This is a genomic window from Cyanobium sp. NIES-981 (assembly GCF_900088535.1).
In the GTDB taxonomy this organism is placed as follows: Bacteria; Cyanobacteriota; Cyanobacteriia; order PCC-6307; family Cyanobiaceae; genus NIES-981.
The window spans coordinates 2611933-2631574 of the sequence record NZ_LT578417.1 but is presented as its reverse complement, the minus strand read 5'-3'; the positions used below and the strand labels follow the sequence as shown (position 1 = coordinate 2631574).

Below are 19642 nucleotides of genomic sequence, written 5' to 3'. Positions count from 1 at the left end.
GCCCTCCGGCAGCGCGGAAGGTGCGGAGGCCTAGGATTCGGCCAGCATGCGGGGACAGGGCCAGGTATGGGGAACAGCCCGCCGCAGGCACCTCCCCCCACCCTGCCTTCTCTGCTTTCGGGGTCAGCGGCAGACCTGGTGCTCGGCATCCCCGATCCACTCGTTCTCGCCCACAGCACCCTGGAGTCGCTGCTGAGCCCTGCCCGTCTGGTGCTGGGCCGCAGGGCTTGTTCCCACCAGGCCGTTGACGCCCTGCTCGTCTGGGGGCGTCGACCCAGCGGACGCTGGGGGGAACGGTTCGCCCGCCACCACCACCTCCCCCTCTGGCGCGCGGAGGATGCCTTCCTCCGTTCGGTGGATCCGGGGCCCGGTGCACCTCCGCTGGGAATTGTCCTGGATGATCGCGGCATTCACTACGACAGCTCCCGTCCGAGTCGGCTGGAGGCCCTGATCGCCGCGGGGATCGATTCAGCGCAGCGCCTCCGCGCCCGGGACCTGGTCTCCGCCTGGCGCCACCACAGGGTGAGCAAGGTGAACGCCGCCGCCGAGTCGCCACCACCGGAGAAGGATTTCGTGCTGGTGGTGGACCAGGTGGCCGATGATGCCGCGATCGTGCACGGATCCGCGACCGCCGCCAGCTTCCAGGCCATGGTGGCCGCGGCGCTGGACGACTTTCCGGACCACACGATCGTGATCAAGACCCACCCCGCCGTGGTGGGCGGGGGGCGTCAGGGGCATTTCTCCCCGGAACTGTTTCGGCACCCCCGCGTCCATGCCTGCATCGATGGCGGCCATCCTGTCGGCCTGCTCGAAGCGGCCACTGCGGTGTACGTGGTGACCTCCCAGATGGGGTTCGAGGCCCTGATCTGGGGCAAGCCCGTGCACTGCTTCGGAATGCCGTTCTACGCAGGGTGGGGACTCACCTGCGACCGGCTCGCTGCTCCGGAGCATGGAGCCCGCCGGGGCGACACCGATCTGGACACCCTGGTGCACAGTTGCCTTGTGGGGTACGGCCGCTACCTGGACCCCGAAACCGGGCAGATCAGCACCCCCGAACGGTTGATCGCCCAGGTGGGTTTCCAGCGCCGTCAGCGGGCGGCCGTGCCGCGCAACCTGGAGGTGTTCGGCATCGCCGGCTGGAAGCGCAATGCCGTGCGCCGTTTCCAGCGGGGGTTGACCCCTCGGCGGCTTCGCTTCCGGGGCTTTCACGCCCCGCCGGGGCGGGCCCAACATGGCCGCGCCCTGGTGTGGGGCAACCGCGTGGGAAGAGGACTGCGCCAGGCTGGGGTGCCCCTGATCCACGCCGAGGACGGTTTCCTCCGCTCCGTGGGCCAGGGCTGGTGGCTGCGCTGGGTACCACCGATCTCCTGGGTGGTGGACCACAGCGGCATCTACTACGACGCCTCGGCTCCCAGCGATCTGGAGACCTATCTGGCCACACACCCGTTCACGGAGGCAGAACGACGGCGTGCGGCGGCCCTGCGGCAGCGGATCGTGGCCTCACGCCTCACCAAGTACAACCTGCGAGCGCCGCGGTGGCAGCGTCCTGCCCATCTGGCGGGACGCTCCGTGCTCCTGGTGCCCGGCCAGGTGGAGGTCGATCTGTCGATCCGCTATGGCGTGCCGGCCGATGCCAGCGTGCACAGCAACCTTGCGCTGCTGTGCGCCGTTCGCGCTGCCCATCCCGACGCCTTCCTGATCTACAAGCCCCACCCGGACGTGGTCTCCGGGCGTCAGCGCCCCGGCCCCGGGGAGCGCGATGCCCGCCACCACTGCGACCTGGTGCTGGCTGAGGCGCCGATGGAGGTCTTGCTCGAGGAGGTGGACGGTGTGCATGTGCGCACGTCCATCACCGGATTCGAGGCCCTTCTGCGGGGGATCCCGGTGACCACCTGGGGCCTGCCGTTCTATGCGGGCTGGGGCCTCAGCGTCGATCAGCTGCAGTGTTCTCGACGGGGGCGTCAGCTGCAGCTCGACGATCTGGTCTACGCCGCGCTGATCCATTACCCCGTCTACCTGAGCCTGGTTTCCGGCGCCTACACCACGCCGGAGCGGGCCGTGGAGGAACTGGGGCTGCTGCGGGACGGTGCCCTGCCCCGCCGTTCCCCGGCGATGCCCCCGCGCTGGCTCGAGGTGCTGGGCCTCGAACTCCCGCCTCCGCTGTGCTTCCGCCTCGCCCAGGCGCGGGCCCGTCTACGGGCCTGGCTTCCCGATGAGCGCTGCTAGGTTCTCGAAGCGTGCGGGCCCCGGGGTCCTGGGGATGGAAGCGGAGATCCAACCTCGTGAGCAGCCTGGCATTCGCATCGATCCGGCCCTTCCCCCGCTGGCTCTCATCCCGGCGCGCGGAGGATCCAAGGGCATCCCGGGCAAGAATCTGCAGCCTGTGGGGGACGTTCCCCTGATCTGCCGCACGATCCAGGCGGTGAAGGCCGCCTCCACCATCGACCGGGCGGTGGTGAGCACGGAGGACACGGCCATTGCGGAGGCCGCCTCCTCGGCCGGGGCTCAGGTGGTGCACCGGCCTCCGTCGCTGGCGGGCGATGCGGCCACCTCGGAGTCCGCCCTGCTCCATGCCCTGCACCACCTGGGCCAGGCGGGGCCGCTGCCGCCCCTGTTCGTCTTCCTCCAGTGCACCTCCCCCTTCACCACCAGCGGGCAGATCGACCGCGTGCTCGCGGCACTGCAGGCCTCGAAGGCCAACATGGCCTTCGCCGTCACGGCCTGGCACGGTTTTCTCTGGGGTCTTGATGCCCAAGGCTGGGGCTTCGGGGTCAACCACGACGCCAGCCGCCCCCGGCAGCGGCGTCAGGATCTCGCTCCCTGTTACCTCGAAACCGGCGCGATCTACGCCCTGCGCACCGGTCCCTTCCTGGCAGCGGAAACCCGGTTCGTGCCTCCACTCCTGCCGGTGCCGGTCGAGGGACCGGCACCGGAGATCGACACTCCGGACGATCTGGCGCTCTGCCAGCGGCTGGCCGGACTGCTGGATCCGGCCCAGCCTGGGGGATCGGCGCGATGACGAGGCTGGAGGGGCGACGCATCGCGGCCATCGCCAGCTTCGATTCCTTCGGGAAGACCGCGATGACGATCTTGTCGCAATGCCGGCGGGAGCAGGCCCGCACCACCCTCTACCTGCTCGAGGTGCAGGGCCGGCGGCTCTCCCGCCGCCAGTTGCTGGAAATCCAGCGCATCGATGCGAGGGTCACCATCGTCCGCCAGGAGTGGCAGGCTCTGCGTCAGATCCGTTCCAGCCTGGCCGATCTCGATGCCCTGGTGCTCGGGCTGGACGGACAGCGCACCCGTGAACTGGAGCTGCTGTTGCGTGCCGACGTCCAGCCCGGGGGCTGGCCCCTCACCATCAGCGCCTATCCGGGGATCCTGTTCCGCCATCAGATCGAAGGGATGATGGACCGCTCCGGGGTGGACCTGCTCTGTCTCAACTCTCCGGTGGATCTGGATCTCTACGTGCAGGCCTGCCGTGCTCTGGGGCTCAATTCCGACAACGCGGTGGTCACCGGGCTGCCCATCCTCTGGAATCTTCACCCGGGCCGACGCGGCCGTGGGGACCAGCCGACGATCGTCTTCTTCGAGCAGCCCTCGGTTCCGGCCAACCCCCTCCAGCGTCACTACATCTGCAACCGTCTCAACGATCTTGCCAAGCGCTGGCCCGACCACACCGTGATCTTCAAGCCGCGGACGTCCGGGGTGGAGCGCACCCTCCACCGCAGGCATGGGGAGATGGCCAGCCGGATTGAAAAGCTGATGAGGAAGTCGCCCAACCTGCAGATCAACTACAAGCCCAGCCTGGCCCTGCTGCGGCAGTGTGGCTGTGCGATCACCGTGTCCTCCACGGCGGCCATGGAGTCGATGGCCATGGGCATCAGCACCCGGATCGTGGCGGATCTGGGAGTGAATGAAACCCTGGGGAACCACTACTTCATGGGGTCCAACACCGTGCGCAGCTTCGAGGCGATCATCGACGATCCCTTCACCCCGATCCACGACGAATCCTGGCTTGACAGCCATGGCCGCTGTCAGGACGGCAGCGCGCGCTTCATCGAGGCGCTCGTTGAACGGCTCGAACGGGGCCGGGTGCCCTCCGCTGCGGTGGCCGGCCTGACTCCGGGACCGCCGGGGTGGGGAACGGAGCCATGGCAGCGCTATGCCCTGCGGCACGGAGGTCGCCGGATGCTGACCAGCGCCGGCAACCGCTCCCGTCTCAAGACCACCCACCGCGGCAAGAACGTGGTGCGTTACCTGCGGGATCTGCTGCTGGGGCTGCGCTGGGTGGAGAACTTCGTCAGGGGCCGATGAGGCCGATCAGGGTGCTGCTGGTGGCAGACACCGCTCTGGCCAGCTCTGCCTGCGGCCGTCTCGCCGCTGCCCTGCGCCACCGGGGTGTGGAGGTGTTCGAGGAAGCCCCGCTCGATCTCGACGACCTGAGCGTCAGCGACCTGCTCACCCATCTGGACGCCGTGGGCCTGTTCGCGGCTCCCGAGTGCCTGCCACGCTTCCTGCGGCGCCTGCGCCAGGCGTGTGCCCTGCGGGGCGGCCGCTCCGTGGCTGTCTTCAGTGGCCCCACCACCCCCCTGGTGGGGGATGCACTCACGGCCGACCTTCTGCCCAGGCTTGGGGTGGATCTGCTCTGCTTGCACGGGCCCCGCCAGCAGGAGGAACTCGACGACCTGTTGCGCACCAGTGGCCACCCTGCGCCTGCCTCGGTGCTGCTGGGACCTTGGGGCCAATCCGGGTCTTCCCCACCGGAGGCCTCCCCGGACCCCAATGGCCTGCCGAGACGGCTCGTGTTTCTCGAACAGCAACGACTCCCACCGGCTCCAGGGGCGCGGGAACGGTTGCTCACCGTGCTGGAGCGGTTATGCGCGAACTCCCCCGGCTGGGAGCTGATCCTCCAGGCTGACCCGTTTTGCCACCCCGCCCCGGCTGCCGGGACGGAGGAGGATGGACCGGCCATGAGCGCCTTGCTCCAGGGTCGTGCCAGTCACCGTTCGCTTCGGGCCGCTCCCCCGGAGATCTGGCGGCAGAGCCTCCGGAGCGCGGGGGTCTGCGCCACGATCAGCAGCCCGCTGCTCTGGCAAACCCTGGCCCTGGGCCTGCCACTGCTGCTGCTGGGTGACTACGGCATTCGCACCGATATGGACGGCCCCCTGCTGTTCGGTTCGGGACTGATGGGCAGGCTGGCCGGTTGCGACAGCCTCGAGGAGCTTCGTGACCTGCCGGCCCCCAACCCAGAGTGGTTGCGTCAGATGGGCTGGACCATCCGGCCGGATGCCGGGCCCCTGGTCCGTTGGCTGGCCGCCAGGGCCGACCGGGGCCCTCAGGCTGGGGCGGAACGATGAGCTCGGTGCTGCTGATCGCTGATTCCGACAGCCAGCTGCTCTACTGCGAAGCCCTGGCGCGGGACCACGCTGCCTGCGGCATCCGCCTCACCATCAACCTCATACCCCGCGAGGGAACCCCCGAGGCGGTGAAGCAGCGGATGCATCGCCTGGGCACCGTGCAGGAGCGCAGCATGGGGGTTCTGCTCCAGGATGCCGATCTGGGCCGCTACAGCGGCATCGGCGTGTTTCTGACGGGCAGCAAGATCGCCGCGTTCCGCAGTGCCTACATCCGCTCGCGCCAGCAGCACCCGGACCGCGATGCCCTGCTGTTCTGCGGCTTCAACGGGGTGGTGCTCGAGCGCTTCGAGGAGGCCGTCACCTGGCGGCTGGGCTACGACCTGATCTGCCTCAACGGCCCGAGGGACCAGGTGCGCTTCGAGCGGATGGTGGGGCCTACCCCGTACCACGGCCAGGCCACGGTGATCACGGGACTGCGCCGATCGCTGGTGACAGCCCCTCCAGCGCCATCCTCCAGGCTGCGTCAGCTCGTCTTCGCTGAACAGGTGGCGATGCCGGCCCGGCTGGAGGAACGGGAGCGGCTGGTCGCCCTGCTGGTGGGTCTGGCGCGTCGCTTCCCGGACTGGCGGATCGTGATGAAGCCCCGGGTGGCCCGCCATGAAGCAACGTTTCATGACATCGGCGAGCACATCAGCGACACCCTCGCCCGTGTCACGCCGGCCTTCCCTCCCAACCTCGTGCTCTCCTACAGCCCGCTTCCCCAGTTGCTGAGGGAGAGCCGGCTGTTCGCCACCCTGTCCTCCACGGCGTTCTTCGATGCCCTTGACCATGGCTGCACCCCGCTCCTCGTGGGGGACTTCGGCCTCCGCAGCGACCTGGGCACCCACTTCTTCGGTGGGTCCGACCTGATGGTGAGGCTTGAGGACGTCCAGGATCTCGATGCCCTGGTGGACCGCCAAGGCAACCCCGACTGGCTGCGCTGGGTGGGCTATGACCCGAGCTTCTCACCGGCCAGCCTCTTCTCCGCCATCCAGGCCAGGGCCGTGGGCGCGTGCGCCGCCCCGGACCCCAGGGAGCCGGCTCTGGGGCTGCAGCAGCGGGGCTACGTGGTGAACTCGGCCGATCTCTCCAGCAACCAGCTGCGGTTGAACGCCGAGGAGGCCATTGCCACCAAGGACTACCTGGAAGCGGCCAGGCTTCTGGAGATGGCCGCCCTGCAACGCCCCGATCACGGCAACATCCAGCGCAGGCTCGCCGCCGTGCGGGCCCGGAACCGCCTCTGGCGGCGTATCTTGCTTCTGGTGACACCCAGGTTCAGCCTGTAGGCTGGCCCGGACTCGGGGCGATTCGTCTGCTGCGGGAAGAACTCTCGAGGGAGCGAATCTCAGGGTGACAAGTTACGGCAAGGAGGAACCGTTAACCGGCATTGAACCAGACACCGGCATTGAAAGGGTAACGCATGCAGATCGAGCGCAACTTCACCCAATTTGTTGTCTTTGCCGAAGACACGGTTCTGACGGCTCTGTCGAAGATCACCGCCAACAAGTCCCGGCTGATCTTTGTGGTGTCGGAAAGTGGGATTCTCCAGGGGGTGTTGAGCGATGGTGACTTTCGCCGTTGGGTGGCGGACTGCAGCAGCATCGATCTGAACGCTCCCGTCACACGGGCGATGAACCCTCGCTGCCGCACGGGCTTGATCGGGATGAGCCCGGCTGAACTGCTGCCGTTGTTCAGTCCACAGATTCAGCTGATTCCCCTGCTGGACAGCCATGGCCGCATTGCGGCCGTCGCCATGGAAGGGGCCCGGGAGCTGCGCATTGCCGGACGTGTGATTGGAGAGGGATCGTCCAGTTTTCTCATTGCTGAAATAGGCAACAATCACAATGGCAGCCTCGACCTGGCATTGCAGTTGATCGACGCAGCGGCTGCGGCTGGCGTGGATTGTGCGAAGTTTCAGATGCGCGAGATGAAGAATCTCTATGTGAACTCTGGTGATAGCAATGACATGTCATCAGATCTCGGGACGCAATACACCCTGGACTTGCTCGAGCGCTTCCAGCTGAGTGATGACGACTTGTATCGCTGCTTCGACTATACGGCTCAGAAGGGAATGATTCCTCTGTGCACTCCCTGGGATCTGAGTAGTCTGGAGAAGTTGAATCGCTGGGGTATGGAGGCATTCAAAGTCGCCTCAGCCGACTTCACCAATCATGCCCTGCTCAGTGCCATCGCTGCTACGGGCAAGCCCTTGATCTGCTCCACGGGAATGGCGACAGAGCTGGAAATCAGCAGTGGTATTCGCCATCTGCGCAAGCTGGGCGCCCCTTTCGCGCTGCTGCACTGCAATTCCACCTACCCGACTCCCTACAAGGATGTCAACTTGCGTTACCTGGCCCGCCTGCGTGAGCTCTCCGATGCGCCGGTGGGTTATTCAGGTCATGAACGGGGTATCGAGGTTCCCATCGCCGCTGTCGCCTTGGGAGCCACGGTGGTGGAGAAGCACATCACCCTCGATCCCAGCATGGAGGGGAATGATCACAAGGTGAGCCTTCTCCCCAGCGACTTTGCGCGCATGGTTGAGGCCATCAGGGCCGTGGAGGAATCCATGGGCAGCGATGCCGAACGGGCCATCAGTCAGGGCGAACTGATGAACCGCGAAATCCTCGCCAAGAGCCTTGTGGCCGCCTGTTCGATTCCACGGGGAACACGGATTGAGCCAAGCATGGTGCGTGTTCAGAGCCCTGGCCAAGGCCTTCAGCCATACCGACTCCAAGACCTTTTGGGACAGACTCTCAACTGCGATAAGAAACCGGGAGACTTCTTCTTTGAATCCGATCTTGGTGATGGGAGCGTAAAGGCGCGCAACTATCATTTCTTCAATCCCTTTGGGGTGCCAGTGCGTTATCATGATCTTGCTCTCTTCAGCAAGTCCAGCAATCTCGATCTGGTGGAGATTCACCTCAGCTATAAAGATCTCGATATTCCGCTCGATAAGGCTGTCCCCGAGCCTGTGCCGCTCGGCTTAGTTGTTCACGCCCCGGAACTCTTTTCGGGTGACCATACACTGGACCTCTGTAGCCTGGATGAAGATTACCGCAATCACTCCATCCGTGAGCTGCAGCGTGTCATCACGATCGCGCGCCTACTCAAGGACCGCTTTGAGTGCCCGGAGGACGTTCTCCTGGTTACGAACGTAGGAGGCTTTTCAGCGCATCAGCACCTGTGCCCTGACGATCGCCGCCCCATGTTGGAGGCGCTCGTCGATAGTCTTGGGAAACTCACGAGCGAAGGTGTCGAAATCATTCCGCAGACCATGCCACCTTTCCCCTGGCACTTTGGGGGACAGCGGTTTCACAATCTATTTGTTGATCCTGACTTTATCGAGTCGTTTTGTCAGCAGTATGGTTACCGCGTTTGCCTGGATGTATCCCATTCAAAATTGGCTTGCAATCACTTGGGACAATCCTTTCACCGTTTTCTTGAGCGGATTCTTCCCCTTACGGCTCACCTCCATCTTGCCGATGCCCGAGGGGTTGATGGTGAAGGCCTTCAGGTGAACGACGGTGATATTGATTGGCCTTTACTCTTCAGGATGTTGAGAGACCACGCTCCGAAAGCCTCCTTCATTCCAGAAATCTGGCAAGGTCACAAGAACCAGGGTGAAGGTGCCTGGCTGGCCCTGGAAAGGCTTGAGTTGCATGACCAACCTGAATCAGCCTCTGGGTCGGACCGCTTGGCTGAGCGGGATCCAGCCGAATCCGATCTCAGCCAGTCGGTCTTGCGTTGATGGCTGTGCAGTCCTGGCGGGACCCAGCCTGTGAGGTCAGGCATGACGACGACCCTGGCCTGTTGCAGACGCTGTCAGCTATTCAGAGGGGGTTGGAAGGGGCTGATCGTGCCGTTGTCAGCAGGATCGCTCCCGAGTCTCTTCCTGATTTCATCGTGGTTGGTGCGGCGAAATCAGCCACAACCACCCTGACGCGGGTTCTGGGACGCCATCCCGATATTTTCATGTCCAAGCCTAAGGAGCCTAAGTTCTTCGGTCGCCATTACGACAGAGGCTGGGCCTGGTATGCCGATCATTTCTCGGGAGGTACAGAATCCAGATTGAGAGGGGAGGGAAGCACGATGTACAGCAGCCCCTTGCCTGGCTTCGAACATACGGCGGCGTTGATCCACACCTATCTCCCAAGCGTCAAGCTGATCTATATGGTGCGACACCCCTTGGATCGTATCGTTTCTCAGTGGCGTCATATCAAGGGCAAACATCCTGATACCGCGGACTTTGAGCGGCTATTGAAGACATCACGGTTGAAGCGTCTTGTGATTGGTTGTTCTCTCTATTACGAGCGTATCAACCAGTTCCGCACCTATTTCCCTGACGACCAGATATGTTGCCTTACGTTTGAAGACTTTCTCAGCTCCCCGAAACCAATTCTGGAGCGGGTTCTTCAGTTCCTTGGTGTCGGTGGTCCTGTTGAGCCCCTGTTGAATGATGGCACCACGTTGCCGATGGTCAATGAGGCGGGGCAGCAGGGGAGACGTTATGTGGAGAAGCCAACCTGGCCCTGGTGGATGAAATGGCAGATCAGCCGCCAGATTCGACCCGACTCCGAGCTCTTCCTCCGCTACATCGGCAAGCCCCTGGACTACTGGAAATTATGATGAGCCATCCCACCAATCGGCGCCCCCTTCGCCCCTGAAGCATGTCCCTTGCCTTCAACCTCATCCGCGAAGCCAAGAAGCGCCATCCATCCTGGTGGGGGAAGGCCAGGGTCGCTGAACGAAGCCATATCATCATCGAAAATGATGCTTTCGTATTAGATATCAATCGCCACCAGCATTACCATAAGAGGTGGTGGCTGAATATGAGTCACGGCGTTGTCGACCGGGAAGGTGAGCTCCTTGAAGAGCTCAACGACAAGCGCGGTGAGCGCCACTTCTACTACCCCCAGGCGGAGCGCCTCATGGAGGTAAGCCAGGGGCGTGGAGTCGGAGCCGAACCAATTCATAAAGACCTTGTGCTCTACGGAGGTACCCTTTTTGATCACTTTGGCCACCTCCTGCTAGATATGACCCGAACCTATCAACTGTTGCGACTCTTTCGGGAGCATGATGCGCCGGTCTGGTTCCATTATCACCGACTACGCCGGGGTGGGACGATTGCCGAGCGCACCCTGATCACCGACTGGTTGGACTGTCTGGGCATCCGTCAGCGGGCGCGCCTGGTCCGACGCCCCATCCGAGCGAAGACCCTCGTGTCCAGCAGTGTGTTGTATCGAGATCGCTGTTTCGTGACGAAGGATTTCCATGATGCGTGCCTCGCGGCGCTGCGCCCTGAACTTAGCCATCAGTTGGCTTCCACCAAGAGAAAACAGAAGGTTGCCTATTTGTCGCGCCATAAGTTAAGCACTGGAACGACTAAATTTGTTGGGGAAGGTGAAGTTGTAGGCAGAATATCCACTCTTCCTGCTGTGGATGTTATTTGCCCTGAAGAGCTTGACTTCAAGCAAAAGCTCATGCTCTACCGCCAGTATGACTGGGTGATTGGCTTCCCCCAGGCTTGCATGAATCTCAAAGCCTTTGTTCCGTCTTCCCCGGAGCAGCCTGTCGCCCGCCAAGTCATGTTCCTTGCAGGACCCAGAACCTTGAGTACAAACTGGGTCAATATTGATGCGGCTTGTAAGTTTGATGACTACTATGTCGATTGTCATCCTGCTGATCTCGTTCGTCAATCTGCCGACGAGGGATTCCAGCGCAGCAACAGTTTTGATGTGGAAGCTGTTGTCAAGGCTGTAGAGCAGGTTGCTGCGCAAGGCTAATCTTCTTTGGGCCATGATATCTCACCAGCACCGCTGCATCTTTATCCATATTCCCCGCACAGCAGGCACCAGCATTGAAGACTGGCTCAGCCCAGATCCTCAATGGAGGGCCAGTCCTGAGGAGAAGCATTTAACGTCGATCCAAGCCCGGCGGCTTTATCGTGTGTATTGGGACGATTATTTCAAGTTCACTTTTGTAAGATCACCCTATACGCGCTCCGCTTCGCTTTTGTCTCGCTACAGCAGTTTCTATGGTGTGGGCATCAAGAAGGGCGCTATCCACTTTGGCAAGTACAAAGCCCGTTTTGGTTCTCCGATGACCCTTGAACATGATTTACGTTTTTATCGGTACAATGAGCTCTTGGAACTTGATTCTTTCTGTGAGCGCCCCTACCGCCCCCATAGTGTCTATGGAAACATTTTAACTGAATCTCTGGATAAGGTCTACCGCTTCGAGGATCTTCAGGACGCTGTTGTTGATATCGCTGAAAGGCTGCGTCTTCCTGCCCCTAGACTGGCCCACCGCGTAGCCGCTCTAAAGGCCTTGGATCCTGGAATACTCCAAAGTTCCCGCAGTATTCAGCGTGTGAATAAGTTGTATGCGAATGACTTTGAAGTCTATGGCTATGAGCGTATTCTGCCTTGATTCTGTGATCACTGACCTCTCATTCTCCTGAGCTGGAAATCGCCTCGCCCTGGTGGGTTATGATCGCTTAACTTATCTTCGGCACATTATCCATGCTCGTTGTCGTCTGCGGCATGCATCGATCAGGCTCGACCCTCGTTGCCCAGATGGCGAAAGGTCTCCTGTGTGATGTTGGCCCACTCACGATCAGCAGCAATGGCCTGGGTGGTTCCGTGGAGGAAATGCAGGCGAGGGCCAGCGACCCCCACCACACCTGGCTGGCCAAGGTCCACATCCCGCGTCGTGTGCTGCGCCGTGCTCTGCCTGACCAGGGTGCGCGCTATCTGTATACCTATCGGGATGTTCGCGATGCCTTGGCATCGGCTTGGAGAAAGAATCGCTTCCTGTTTGGAAGTGAGGAGCGCGGGCCTGAGATTGCCGCACAATTTGTACGGGAAGAGATAGACATCGGCGCCGTATTCGAGGACCGTCGTCACTGCTGGATTGGTCGCTACGAGACCATCGTTCATAATCTGCCTGCTCTTGTGGAAGACCTGGCATCGTTCCTTGATGTTCCCTTGTCCCCTGACAAACAGGCTCAGCTGGTGGCTGCCGCTTCGCCTGAGAAGCAACGCGAGCGCTCCCTGCTGGTGAGTAGTGGCGACCGTTCGGTTCGCGTCGAGACCTTCATCACCACCAACCACATCACCGATGGACGCTCGGGCGCCTGGAAGGAAACCCTCTCCGTGCAGGAGGCCATCGCCGCTGAACATGCAGGGCGTCAGTGGCTGCGGGACAAGGACTACCCCCTTTGTTTCCGCAAGGCCATGTACCCCGACAGCTCCCCAGAGAACTCTCCAGGCTGAGGTGCACGCGAGATGGGCATCTTTGTTCTTGCCGCCCAGCTCCCTTGCCGCTCAGCTGCTGAGTTGCTGAGCGGCTGCGTCGCAAACTGGTCGCACGGGTTGTACCGGCGGCCTAGATCGTCTCAAGTTTTGGTATGGCCCGGTGAAACAGGAGGCCAGGGCGGTCGGCAAACATGGCCTTGACCTCCTTGGCCAGATTCCAGGGAAGCACGAGCACATGGTGTGGGCTCAGTGACAGCCATTCCTCAGGGCTGATGACAGGAATATGGCTTCCTGGCAGGAACCTTCCAATCTTGCTGGGCGCCTTGTCGGCCACAAACGGAAGCAGATCGTCACTCACCCCTGCATAGTTGAGCAGGGTGTTGCCCTTGGCCGCTGCCCCATACCCCAATACTCTTTCTCCCCGTTGCCGCACGTCCAGGAGAAAGCGAAGCAGGTTGTGCTTGGCCAATTCGGCTCTCTGCTGAAAGCCTGCGTAGGCCTTGAGTGAGTTCAGCTCGGCGTCCGCCTCCTCCTGCAGGATCGCTTTGATCCGCTCCGATGCCGCCGGCCCGCTGACGACATCTCCCTGGCGAGCTGCCATCCAGACCCGCAGGCTGCCTCCATGGGTGTTGAGCTTCTCCACGTCCACAATCATCAGGCCCGCGTGGTTTGCGATCCGTTGCAGCACCCCCAGACTGATATAGCTGTAGTGCTCGTGGTAGATCGTGTCGAACTGGTTACCTTGAAGCAAGGAAAGAAGGTGTGGGAACTCCACCGAAACCTGCCCTGTCGGCTTGAGCAGGACTGTCATTCCTGCCAGAAAGTCATTGATATCCGGCACGTGGGCCAGCACATTGTTGGCCACGATCAGATCGGCCCTGCGACCCTCTTCCACGAGCTCCTCCGCCAGGGCCAGGCCAAAGAACCGCTCAATCGTTGCAATCCCCTTCTGCCGTGCAACAGCGGACGCTGCCGTTGTGGGATCGATGCCGAGGCAAGGAATGCCCCGTGCCAGGACATACTGCAGCAGGTAGCCGTCATTGCTGGCGAGCTCAACCACAAGGCTGTCAGCGCCCAGTCCCAACCGCTCGCTCGTGGTGGTCACATAGCGCTCAGCATGCGCACACCAGCTGCTGGAGGTGCTGGAGAAGTAAGCGTAGTCTGGAGTGAACAGCTCCTCGGCGGCTGCGTGGGCCGGCAACTGAACCAGCCAGCAGTTGGTGCAGACATACACCTTGAGCGGATAGGTGATTTCAGGCTCAGCCAGTTGCTGGGCGGTGAGGTAGGCATTGCTGGGTGGCTGGTGGCCCAGATCGATCACCTCCTGCTCCAGTGGGGTCTGGCAGTGGCGGCAGCGGTGATGGGTCACAACCAGTGAAGCGGGGGGCACAGGGCGGCCAGACGGGGCAGCTGCTCGTCGCGTCGACTGAGGTCGACCGCCGGCAGGGGCCACCCGATGGCGAGGTATGGATCATTCCACACCACACCCACCTGATCCTCTGGCCGGTAAGGCGCCGAGTGCACATAGAGCAGCTGGCTGCCCGGCTCGAGCACCTGAAAACCATGCAGGCATCCTTCAGGAATCAGCCAGGCATTGCCGTCCTGGGGGCTCAGTTCCAGGGCGTGCCATCGCCCCCGGCTGGGTGAGTCCTCGCGGAGATCCACGGCTACGTCGAACACGCGGCCCCGCAGACAGCGCACCAGCTTCGCCTCAGGAGTCGGTCCCAGCTGGGTGTGGAGTCCGCGGATGGCTCCGACCCGCTTGGTGCAGCTGATGTTGATCTGGTGGACCGGACGCTCCCCCCACCAGGGGGCGTAGTCCTCGCGGCGGAAGACGTTGTGGAAACTGCCGCGCCCATCGGTGAAGGCGGCGGACCGCAGTTCGATCAGACCGTGGAGCGGTGTGGCCAGAGCCTGGATAGCCAATGCCGAGCCTGCCTGCATCCGAGGGCCAGCCTGCCAGACATCCCCACCCGTAGGCTGCAGCCACCCTGGGCAAGGCCGTGGCGCGACCCTTCGCAGAGATGCGGGAACTGGTGATCCACACCGGTCTTGATGCCGGCCTGCTGGGGGAACTGGCCGGGGAAATGGCCTGCAACCAGCCCCAGCTGCTCGGCCAGGGCATCAGCCTGCAGCCTGGCGAGGCCTTCCTCGCCGCCGCACTGCGGAATGACTGGACGGCCTGGCGCTGGCGGGAGCGCCGCCGGCTCTGGAAGCCCTGGCGTCGGGGTGATCATGTCTGGACCGTCGCCCACGGTCTGGTGCATCCACTGCTTCAGGAGCGCCGCTTCGGGCGTCTCCAGAGGCAGACGGCGGCCATGGGTTTCCGAATGGCCGTGGTGGTGCATCTCCTGGACGGCCGGGAGCAGCTGGCACGGGACTATGCCCGCGCGCTGATCTCCCTGCGCTTCTGCGGCTCGCTGGACGACTACGTGGACCAGCAGCTGGAGCAGCATGCCCAGCGCTACCGGCTGGACCAACTGTTTGAGCCGCTGCTGGAGTGGCTCGGGGCCCGCGGTCTGCGCTTCGTGCGGCACTCGTCCCGTCCGGGAGGGCGTCTGCCCACCACCTGGGACACCCTGGACACCCTCGGTGGCGCCGGCCCCCGGGGCGGCAGCGGTGGTTCGCTTCGGGCCCCGCTGCCGCCGCCGGTGTGGCGTTCCCCTGAGGAGCGCCCTGCCACCTGGAGCTTGCGCCGGGTGCGCCTTGCCCAGGAGCTCCTGCAGCACCAGCAGCAGCCCCCGCGGGGCAGGCAGCGCGAGCAACTCCGCAGACGTCTCGAAGAGCGCCTGGCCCAGCCCCATGGCCTTGAGCCCACCGTGGAGAGCTGGGCTGACGTCCTGCAGCTTCCTGGCGTTCCCTCGAGTTTCTGTGCCGCTCAGGAACGGCTGGGTCTGAAGGTGTGGGGCCTTGGCTGGCCGGACACCGCCTCCTCGACCGCTCTGGCCCGCGCCCTGGCCACCCCACCGCGGCGACGGCGGCGTCAGGCGAGACGCAGATCCAGCAGGCGCTCGGGGTAGGCCAGCATCAGGGCGCGCTGCAGGCGTGAATTCCGCCAGGGCCGGATCTTGTTGAGATACCGCCCCTGTCTGTCCTCGATCAGGACATTCCGCACCCCGTCGAGCCCCCAGCAGTTGCCGGGGTCGAAGGGCCAGAAGCTGTAGACCGTCTCAGCCTGGGCCGAGAGTGCAACCACGCCCTGCATGAAGGTGCCCCGCCCCGCCACGAAGTGACGGCCCCGCACCAGAAAGGCGATGTCCTGCTCCAGCCCCCAGCTGTGCAGGCTCACACCCAGGCCGAGCTCCTCGCAACGACGCTTGAGGGCGAGCACCACGGGATTGCCGAAATCCTCGAACACCACATGCACGTGGCTCCATGGACGCTGCTGCAGCACCAGGCTGTAGAACGCCAGTGGCGGCTGGTAGTACCCCGGGTGCGGGTGGCGATCGAAGATGTCGCCACAGCGGATGTGCACCATCAGGTGGTCATCCGGGAGCGGATCCCCATCGAGGGCCAGGTGCATCGCCGGACGCAGCTGCTGCAGAAGGCTGCGGAAGCCCTCCATCGGATGGGCCAGGCCGCTGAGGGTGTGGCAGTAGAAGTAGCGCCCCTCCAGCCGGGTGTGTTCCGGCGGGAAGTGGTCGGTGCCATTGATCACCACCAGGCCATCCGGCAGGCGCGTGCTGCCACGGCGCAGGTACCAGGCATCGGGCACCTCCAGCACCCGGACACCCAGCCGTCGGGCCAGGTGGGAGGCATGGCACAGCTGGGCCAGGCTGTTGGAGAAGCGCTCCAGGCGGTGAATCCTCAGGGCGTCGACCCGCCCGTCGAAGTGTTCCGCCGAGGCGCCGGCCCCGAGATGGACGCCGTAGGGGTCGTTGCGCTTGCGGTGGGCCGTGGGGGAGGGAATGCGGTGCCCCTGCATCAGGCTGAGATCGATGCCGTGGCGCTCGGCGAAGACGGCCTGGACCTGTTCGTTCATGATTCAGCCGCCTGATCAGCCTCCGGGTCGGCCCGGCAGCCGGCCAGGCACGGGGTCTCGTCCTACTCCTTCCCGGACGGGGGAGTACGAGGAGGGTACGCCTCAGCCCGTTCCAGCCCCTTCTGGCACGTCGCTCCGGCCTGGCTCGGGAGGGGGAGGAAACTGCCTGCGAGGATGGCAGCCAGCAGGGCAGGCTCAAGGCGGCGCCGGATCCCGCGCCCCCAACATCTTTTCCTGCGCACCTCCTTTCCCTCCCACCTCCGTCAGCCCGAACCGGCCCCGTCTTGCTGAGTCCGTCCCCCGCCAGCTCCGTGGATCGACCGTCGCCTGGGCCCAGGCGCACCCCTGGGCTGATCCACCGTCACTGCCCCCAGGTTCGATGAGCGATCCAGGGGGCAGCCAGGCCGCGTTCCGCAACCCGGATCTCGTCTGGCTGCCACCGGCCAGCAGGCGTCTGATCGGCGCTGCCCGGCTGATGGAGGCCGGGCGACCGGTGCAGGCCCTGCATCAGCTGATGCGGGTGGCCAGCGGCTCCACCGCCCTCCGGCCGTTCTGCAGCCTGAGGGCGCGCCAGGCCCTGCATGCGCTGCAGCGGGACACGCGGGCCCCCTGGCTGTCCAATCCCAGGCCACCCCATGCCAGTCCCGAGGGCCTGCTCGCCTGGGTGGTCGCCCACCCCGCCCGCCTGGTGGAACTCACGGAGGCCACACCGGAGATGCTGCGTCTCGGCTTGCTCTACCAGCAGGTGTGGGATGCCTCGGTATGGCTCACGACGAACGCGGCAGGCCACGCGCTCCATCAGGGAGCGGAGCTGCACTGCCTCGACGGGCACCGGCTGCAGCGACCTGATCGGCCGCCGGCAGCCCTGAACCCCCGTCAGGCTCCGCAGGCCAGGCTGGAACGTGCCATCCGGCTCACGCTGGGACGGCGGTGCCTGCAGGCATGGCACCCCTGGCCCTGGTTGCCGCGCCGGCTCGGGCCGGAGGTCGGCGCCCCCCTGCCCCTCCCGGATCTTCCGCGTCACTGGCTGGAGGCCCGCAGGACCACCCATGCCCTGCTGCTCGAGGAGTCGAGCCGGATCGACTGGGTTGAGGAGGGGAAGCGATCCCGCCGGCCGGAGCTGGTGTCCGTCGTGATCCCGGTGTGGGGCGCCGGCGGGGAGCTGGCCGCGTGTCTGGCCTGTCTCCGCGGGATCCAGACCGGAGTTCCCCTCGAGATTCTCCTGGTGGACAACGGCAACACCGATCCCGGCACCCGCGCTGTCCTGGCCGAGGCGCCGCTCCACGACCCCCGGCTGCGGGTGCTGCCGCAGCCGCGCAACTTCGGCTTTGCCCTCGGCTGCAACCTGGGGTTCGCCGCCAGCCAGGGAACGCGGGTTCTGTTCCTCAACAGTGATGCCCGCCTCGAAGCCGATGCCCTGGAGCCTCTGCTGGAGCGGCTGGAGGACCCCCACTGCCGTGCCGTCCAACCCGCGCTGATCACGCCCACCGGCGCGGTGCAGTGCCTTGGCATCGTCTTCGGTGGCGCCAGCCGGCTGGGTCTGGCCCTCCATGCGGGGCTTGGCCCGGACCCTGCGCTGCTGCATGGGCGGGAGGTGCCCGCGGTCACCGCTGCCTGTGTGCTCGTGCGTGCGGAGGAATTCGCAGCCGTGCAGGGATTCGATGTGGGGTACCTCAATGGCCAGGAGGACACGGACCTCTGCCTGCGACTGCGGCAACGCTTCGGCGGCTGCTGTGCCGTGGCTGCCGCCAGCCGTGCCATCCATCCCGAAGGATCCAGTCCTGGGCGCTACCGGTTCATCGAAGCGAACCGCAGCCGTCTGCTGGCCCGCTGGCCCCGGACCGACTCCGGCTCACTGGAGCGGGCTCTGGCGGACGACGGCCTCACCCTGGTCGGCTACCTGCCCAACGACCGCCCCGACCGGCCGGCCTGGCTGCGGTCCCCGCGGCCCGTGGTCAGCCCTGGGGGAACCGACCCAGCTGCCGGGCCAGTGCGCTGATCACCTGCGAGGCGGCAGCCTGCATGGCGCCCTGACTGCGGGAGAACTGCACCGCCTGCTCCAGGCTGGACTGGATCATCAGCTGGTTGGCCTGCAGCTCCGCCTGGCGGAGCTGCTCGGCATCGAGCTGCTGCTGCAATTGCCTCAGCTCCTCCCGGCAGTCATCCAGCTGCACCAGTGCGGCCTGCAATCCCTGGAGCTGATCGCTCAACTGCTGCCGGATCCAGGCCGCATCGATCAGCTCCGCCCGGGCGGCCCCCAGCTCGCGTCCCAGTTGCCGCAGATCGGCTGTCGTGCCGGCCATCGCCTGGTGTTGCAGCAGCAGCTGCTCCATGGCCGCCGCCGCCTGCAGCCGCTCCGGGTAGGCGAAGTCGGCATCCCTGCCCTCGGCGCTGGCGGCCAGCGGGTGCTCCTCCAGGGCCAGATAGGCCGGCAGCACACCGGGATCGGCGGCGAGCAGCTCCAGCACGATCCGGGCCGCGAGCGGTTCGGGCTGCGGTTGGAACCAGAGGTCGGGCGGTTGTGCCAGCTCCGGCTCCCCCGGATGGGCTGGCAGTGGCCGCTGGCTCTCCCCAGGCTCAAGGTCCCGCTGGAGCTGACCCACGCACCAGCCGATCAGCCGGGGCGGGGAGGACAGGGCCAGGTTCACCAGCCGCAGCGGCTGCGCGGCGAGCGCCAGGCCCGGATCGTCGAGCCGCTCCAGCAGGAGACGGTACCGGCCCGCCAGGCCGTCGGGGCCCTCCAGCAGAGCCGGACCAAGGGCCTGGTCCGGCGGCGGATAGAGCATCAGCAACGGTCCATCTCCACCGTGGCCCGGATCCCAGTCCGGCACCAGCTGAACCGGGAGATCGGCATCCTGAAAAGCCGCGACCAGCCGCTCCACCGCCGGTGCGACAACGGGCCCGCTTGAGCCCGGGGGAGTGGCGATCCGTACTGCGCTCACGGAGGTTCCATGGGGGTCGGACCATCTTGGTCGTCCGTCCCGCCGTCAGCCCCTGAGGCTGGGAGC

General features: G+C 64.7%; 16 protein-coding genes. 12 read left to right on the top strand and 4 right to left on the bottom strand.

The annotated features are described in order from the left end of the window. Positions 1–138: 138 nt before the first annotated feature. From CBM981_RS13230 to CBM981_RS13190, 10 genes are all read left to right on the top strand, one after another. Positions 139–2226 carry a capsular polysaccharide biosynthesis protein gene (locus tag CBM981_RS13230; protein ID WP_172820900.1) on the top strand — a complete coding sequence of 696 codons (2088 nt, stop codon included), beginning with the start codon at positions 139–141 and terminating at the stop codon, positions 2224–2226. Positions 2227–2260: 34 nt separating this feature from the next. Then, positions 2261–3019, top strand: a complete 759-nt coding sequence (locus CBM981_RS13225) for a cytidylyltransferase domain-containing protein (RefSeq protein WP_087068782.1) — start codon at positions 2261–2263, stop codon at positions 3017–3019. Next, on the top strand, positions 3016–4314 hold the full coding sequence (locus CBM981_RS13220; protein WP_087068781.1) for a DUF6716 putative glycosyltransferase: 1299 nt from the start codon (positions 3016–3018) through the stop codon (positions 4312–4314). Before CBM981_RS13225 ends, CBM981_RS13220 begins: the two co-directional genes overlap by 4 nt. Further along, complete coding sequence (locus CBM981_RS13215) at positions 4311–5357, top strand: DUF6716 putative glycosyltransferase (protein WP_087068780.1); 1047 nt, start codon at positions 4311–4313, stop codon at positions 5355–5357. Before CBM981_RS13220 ends, CBM981_RS13215 begins: the two co-directional genes overlap by 4 nt. Continuing rightward, the gene (locus CBM981_RS13210; protein WP_087068779.1) at positions 5354–6682 is read left to right on the top strand and encodes a DUF6716 putative glycosyltransferase; all 1329 of its coding nucleotides are present in this window, start codon (positions 5354–5356) and stop codon (positions 6680–6682) included. Before CBM981_RS13215 ends, CBM981_RS13210 begins: the two co-directional genes overlap by 4 nt. Before the next feature lie 134 nt (positions 6683–6816). After that, positions 6817–9144, top strand: coding sequence for an N-acetylneuraminate synthase family protein (locus CBM981_RS13205; RefSeq protein ID WP_087068778.1), 2328 nt, complete (start codon positions 6817–6819; stop codon positions 9142–9144). Continuing rightward, the gene (locus CBM981_RS13200) at positions 9144–10022 is read left to right on the top strand and encodes a sulfotransferase (RefSeq protein ID WP_087068777.1); all 879 of its coding nucleotides are present in this window, start codon (positions 9144–9146) and stop codon (positions 10020–10022) included. Before CBM981_RS13205 ends, CBM981_RS13200 begins: the two co-directional genes overlap by 1 nt. Positions 10023–10063: 41 nt before the next feature. Then, the gene (locus tag CBM981_RS13195; protein ID WP_087068776.1) at positions 10064–11179 is read left to right on the top strand and encodes a glycosyltransferase 61 family protein; all 1116 of its coding nucleotides are present in this window, start codon (positions 10064–10066) and stop codon (positions 11177–11179) included. Further along, a complete protein-coding gene (locus tag CBM981_RS15445; protein WP_157665465.1) occupies positions 11163–11825 on the top strand; it encodes a sulfotransferase family 2 domain-containing protein in 663 nt (220 codons plus the stop codon). The genes CBM981_RS13195 and CBM981_RS15445 overlap by 17 nt, the downstream gene beginning before the upstream one ends. A 92-nt stretch (positions 11826–11917) precedes the next feature. After that, the gene (locus tag CBM981_RS13190; protein WP_087068775.1) at positions 11918–12670 is read left to right on the top strand and encodes a sulfotransferase domain-containing protein; all 753 of its coding nucleotides are present in this window, start codon (positions 11918–11920) and stop codon (positions 12668–12670) included. 112 nt (positions 12671–12782) lie between these two features. On the opposite strand, the gene CBM981_RS13185 is transcribed toward CBM981_RS13190, so the two are convergent. Both CBM981_RS13185 and CBM981_RS13180 read right to left on the bottom strand, forming a co-directional pair. After that, complete coding sequence (locus tag CBM981_RS13185) at positions 12783–14021, bottom strand: class I SAM-dependent methyltransferase (protein WP_087068774.1); 1239 nt, start codon at positions 14019–14021, stop codon at positions 12783–12785. Further along, a complete protein-coding gene (locus tag CBM981_RS13180) occupies positions 14018–14578 on the bottom strand; it encodes a dTDP-4-dehydrorhamnose 3,5-epimerase family protein (protein WP_225867399.1) in 561 nt (186 codons plus the stop codon). Before CBM981_RS13180 ends, CBM981_RS13185 begins: the two co-directional genes overlap by 4 nt. A gap of 77 nt (positions 14579–14655) precedes the next feature. Here CBM981_RS13180 and CBM981_RS13175 point away from each other — a divergent pair, with 77 nt between their 5' ends. Then, positions 14656–15672, top strand: a complete 1017-nt coding sequence (locus tag CBM981_RS13175; RefSeq protein ID WP_157665464.1) for a hypothetical protein — start codon at positions 14656–14658, stop codon at positions 15670–15672. On the opposite strand, the gene CBM981_RS13170 is transcribed toward CBM981_RS13175, so the two are convergent. Beyond that, a complete protein-coding gene (locus tag CBM981_RS13170; RefSeq protein WP_157665463.1) occupies positions 15636–16634 on the bottom strand; it encodes a hypothetical protein in 999 nt (332 codons plus the stop codon). The two genes, CBM981_RS13175 and CBM981_RS13170, sit on opposite strands and share 37 nt — an antisense overlap. 379 nt (positions 16635–17013) lie before the next feature. Between CBM981_RS13170 and CBM981_RS13165 the strand changes: the two genes are divergently transcribed. After that, a complete protein-coding gene (locus CBM981_RS13165) occupies positions 17014–18633 on the top strand; it encodes a glycosyltransferase family 2 protein (RefSeq protein WP_157665462.1) in 1620 nt (539 codons plus the stop codon). Here the strand turns inward: CBM981_RS13165 and CBM981_RS13160 are convergent. Next, a complete protein-coding gene (locus tag CBM981_RS13160) occupies positions 18590–19576 on the bottom strand; it encodes a hypothetical protein (protein ID WP_157665461.1) in 987 nt (328 codons plus the stop codon). The genes CBM981_RS13165 and CBM981_RS13160 overlap by 44 nt on opposite strands. Between the last annotated feature and the right edge of the window lie 66 nt (positions 19577–19642).

Coding starts and splice junctions, on each gene's coding strand:
- CBM981_RS13225 (WP_087068782.1), top strand. CDS start 2,261: ATGGAAGCGGAGATCCAACCTCGTGAGCAGCCTGGCATTCGCATCGAT.
- CBM981_RS13220 (WP_087068781.1), top strand. CDS start 3,016: ATGACGAGGCTGGAGGGGCGACGCATCGCGGCCATCGCCAGCTTCGAT.
- CBM981_RS13215 (WP_087068780.1), top strand. CDS start 4,311: ATGAGGCCGATCAGGGTGCTGCTGGTGGCAGACACCGCTCTGGCCAGC.
- CBM981_RS13210 (WP_087068779.1), top strand. CDS start 5,354: ATGAGCTCGGTGCTGCTGATCGCTGATTCCGACAGCCAGCTGCTCTAC.
- CBM981_RS13205 (WP_087068778.1), top strand. CDS start 6,817: ATGCAGATCGAGCGCAACTTCACCCAATTTGTTGTCTTTGCCGAAGAC.
- CBM981_RS13200 (WP_087068777.1), top strand. CDS start 9,144: ATGGCTGTGCAGTCCTGGCGGGACCCAGCCTGTGAGGTCAGGCATGAC.
- CBM981_RS13195 (WP_087068776.1), top strand. CDS start 10,064: ATGTCCCTTGCCTTCAACCTCATCCGCGAAGCCAAGAAGCGCCATCCA.
- CBM981_RS13190 (WP_087068775.1), top strand. CDS start 11,918: ATGCTCGTTGTCGTCTGCGGCATGCATCGATCAGGCTCGACCCTCGTT.
- CBM981_RS13170 (WP_157665463.1), bottom strand. CDS start 16,634: ATGAACGAACAGGTCCAGGCCGTCTTCGCCGAGCGCCACGGCATCGAT.
- CBM981_RS13165 (WP_157665462.1), top strand. CDS start 17,014: ATGAGCGATCCAGGGGGCAGCCAGGCCGCGTTCCGCAACCCGGATCTC.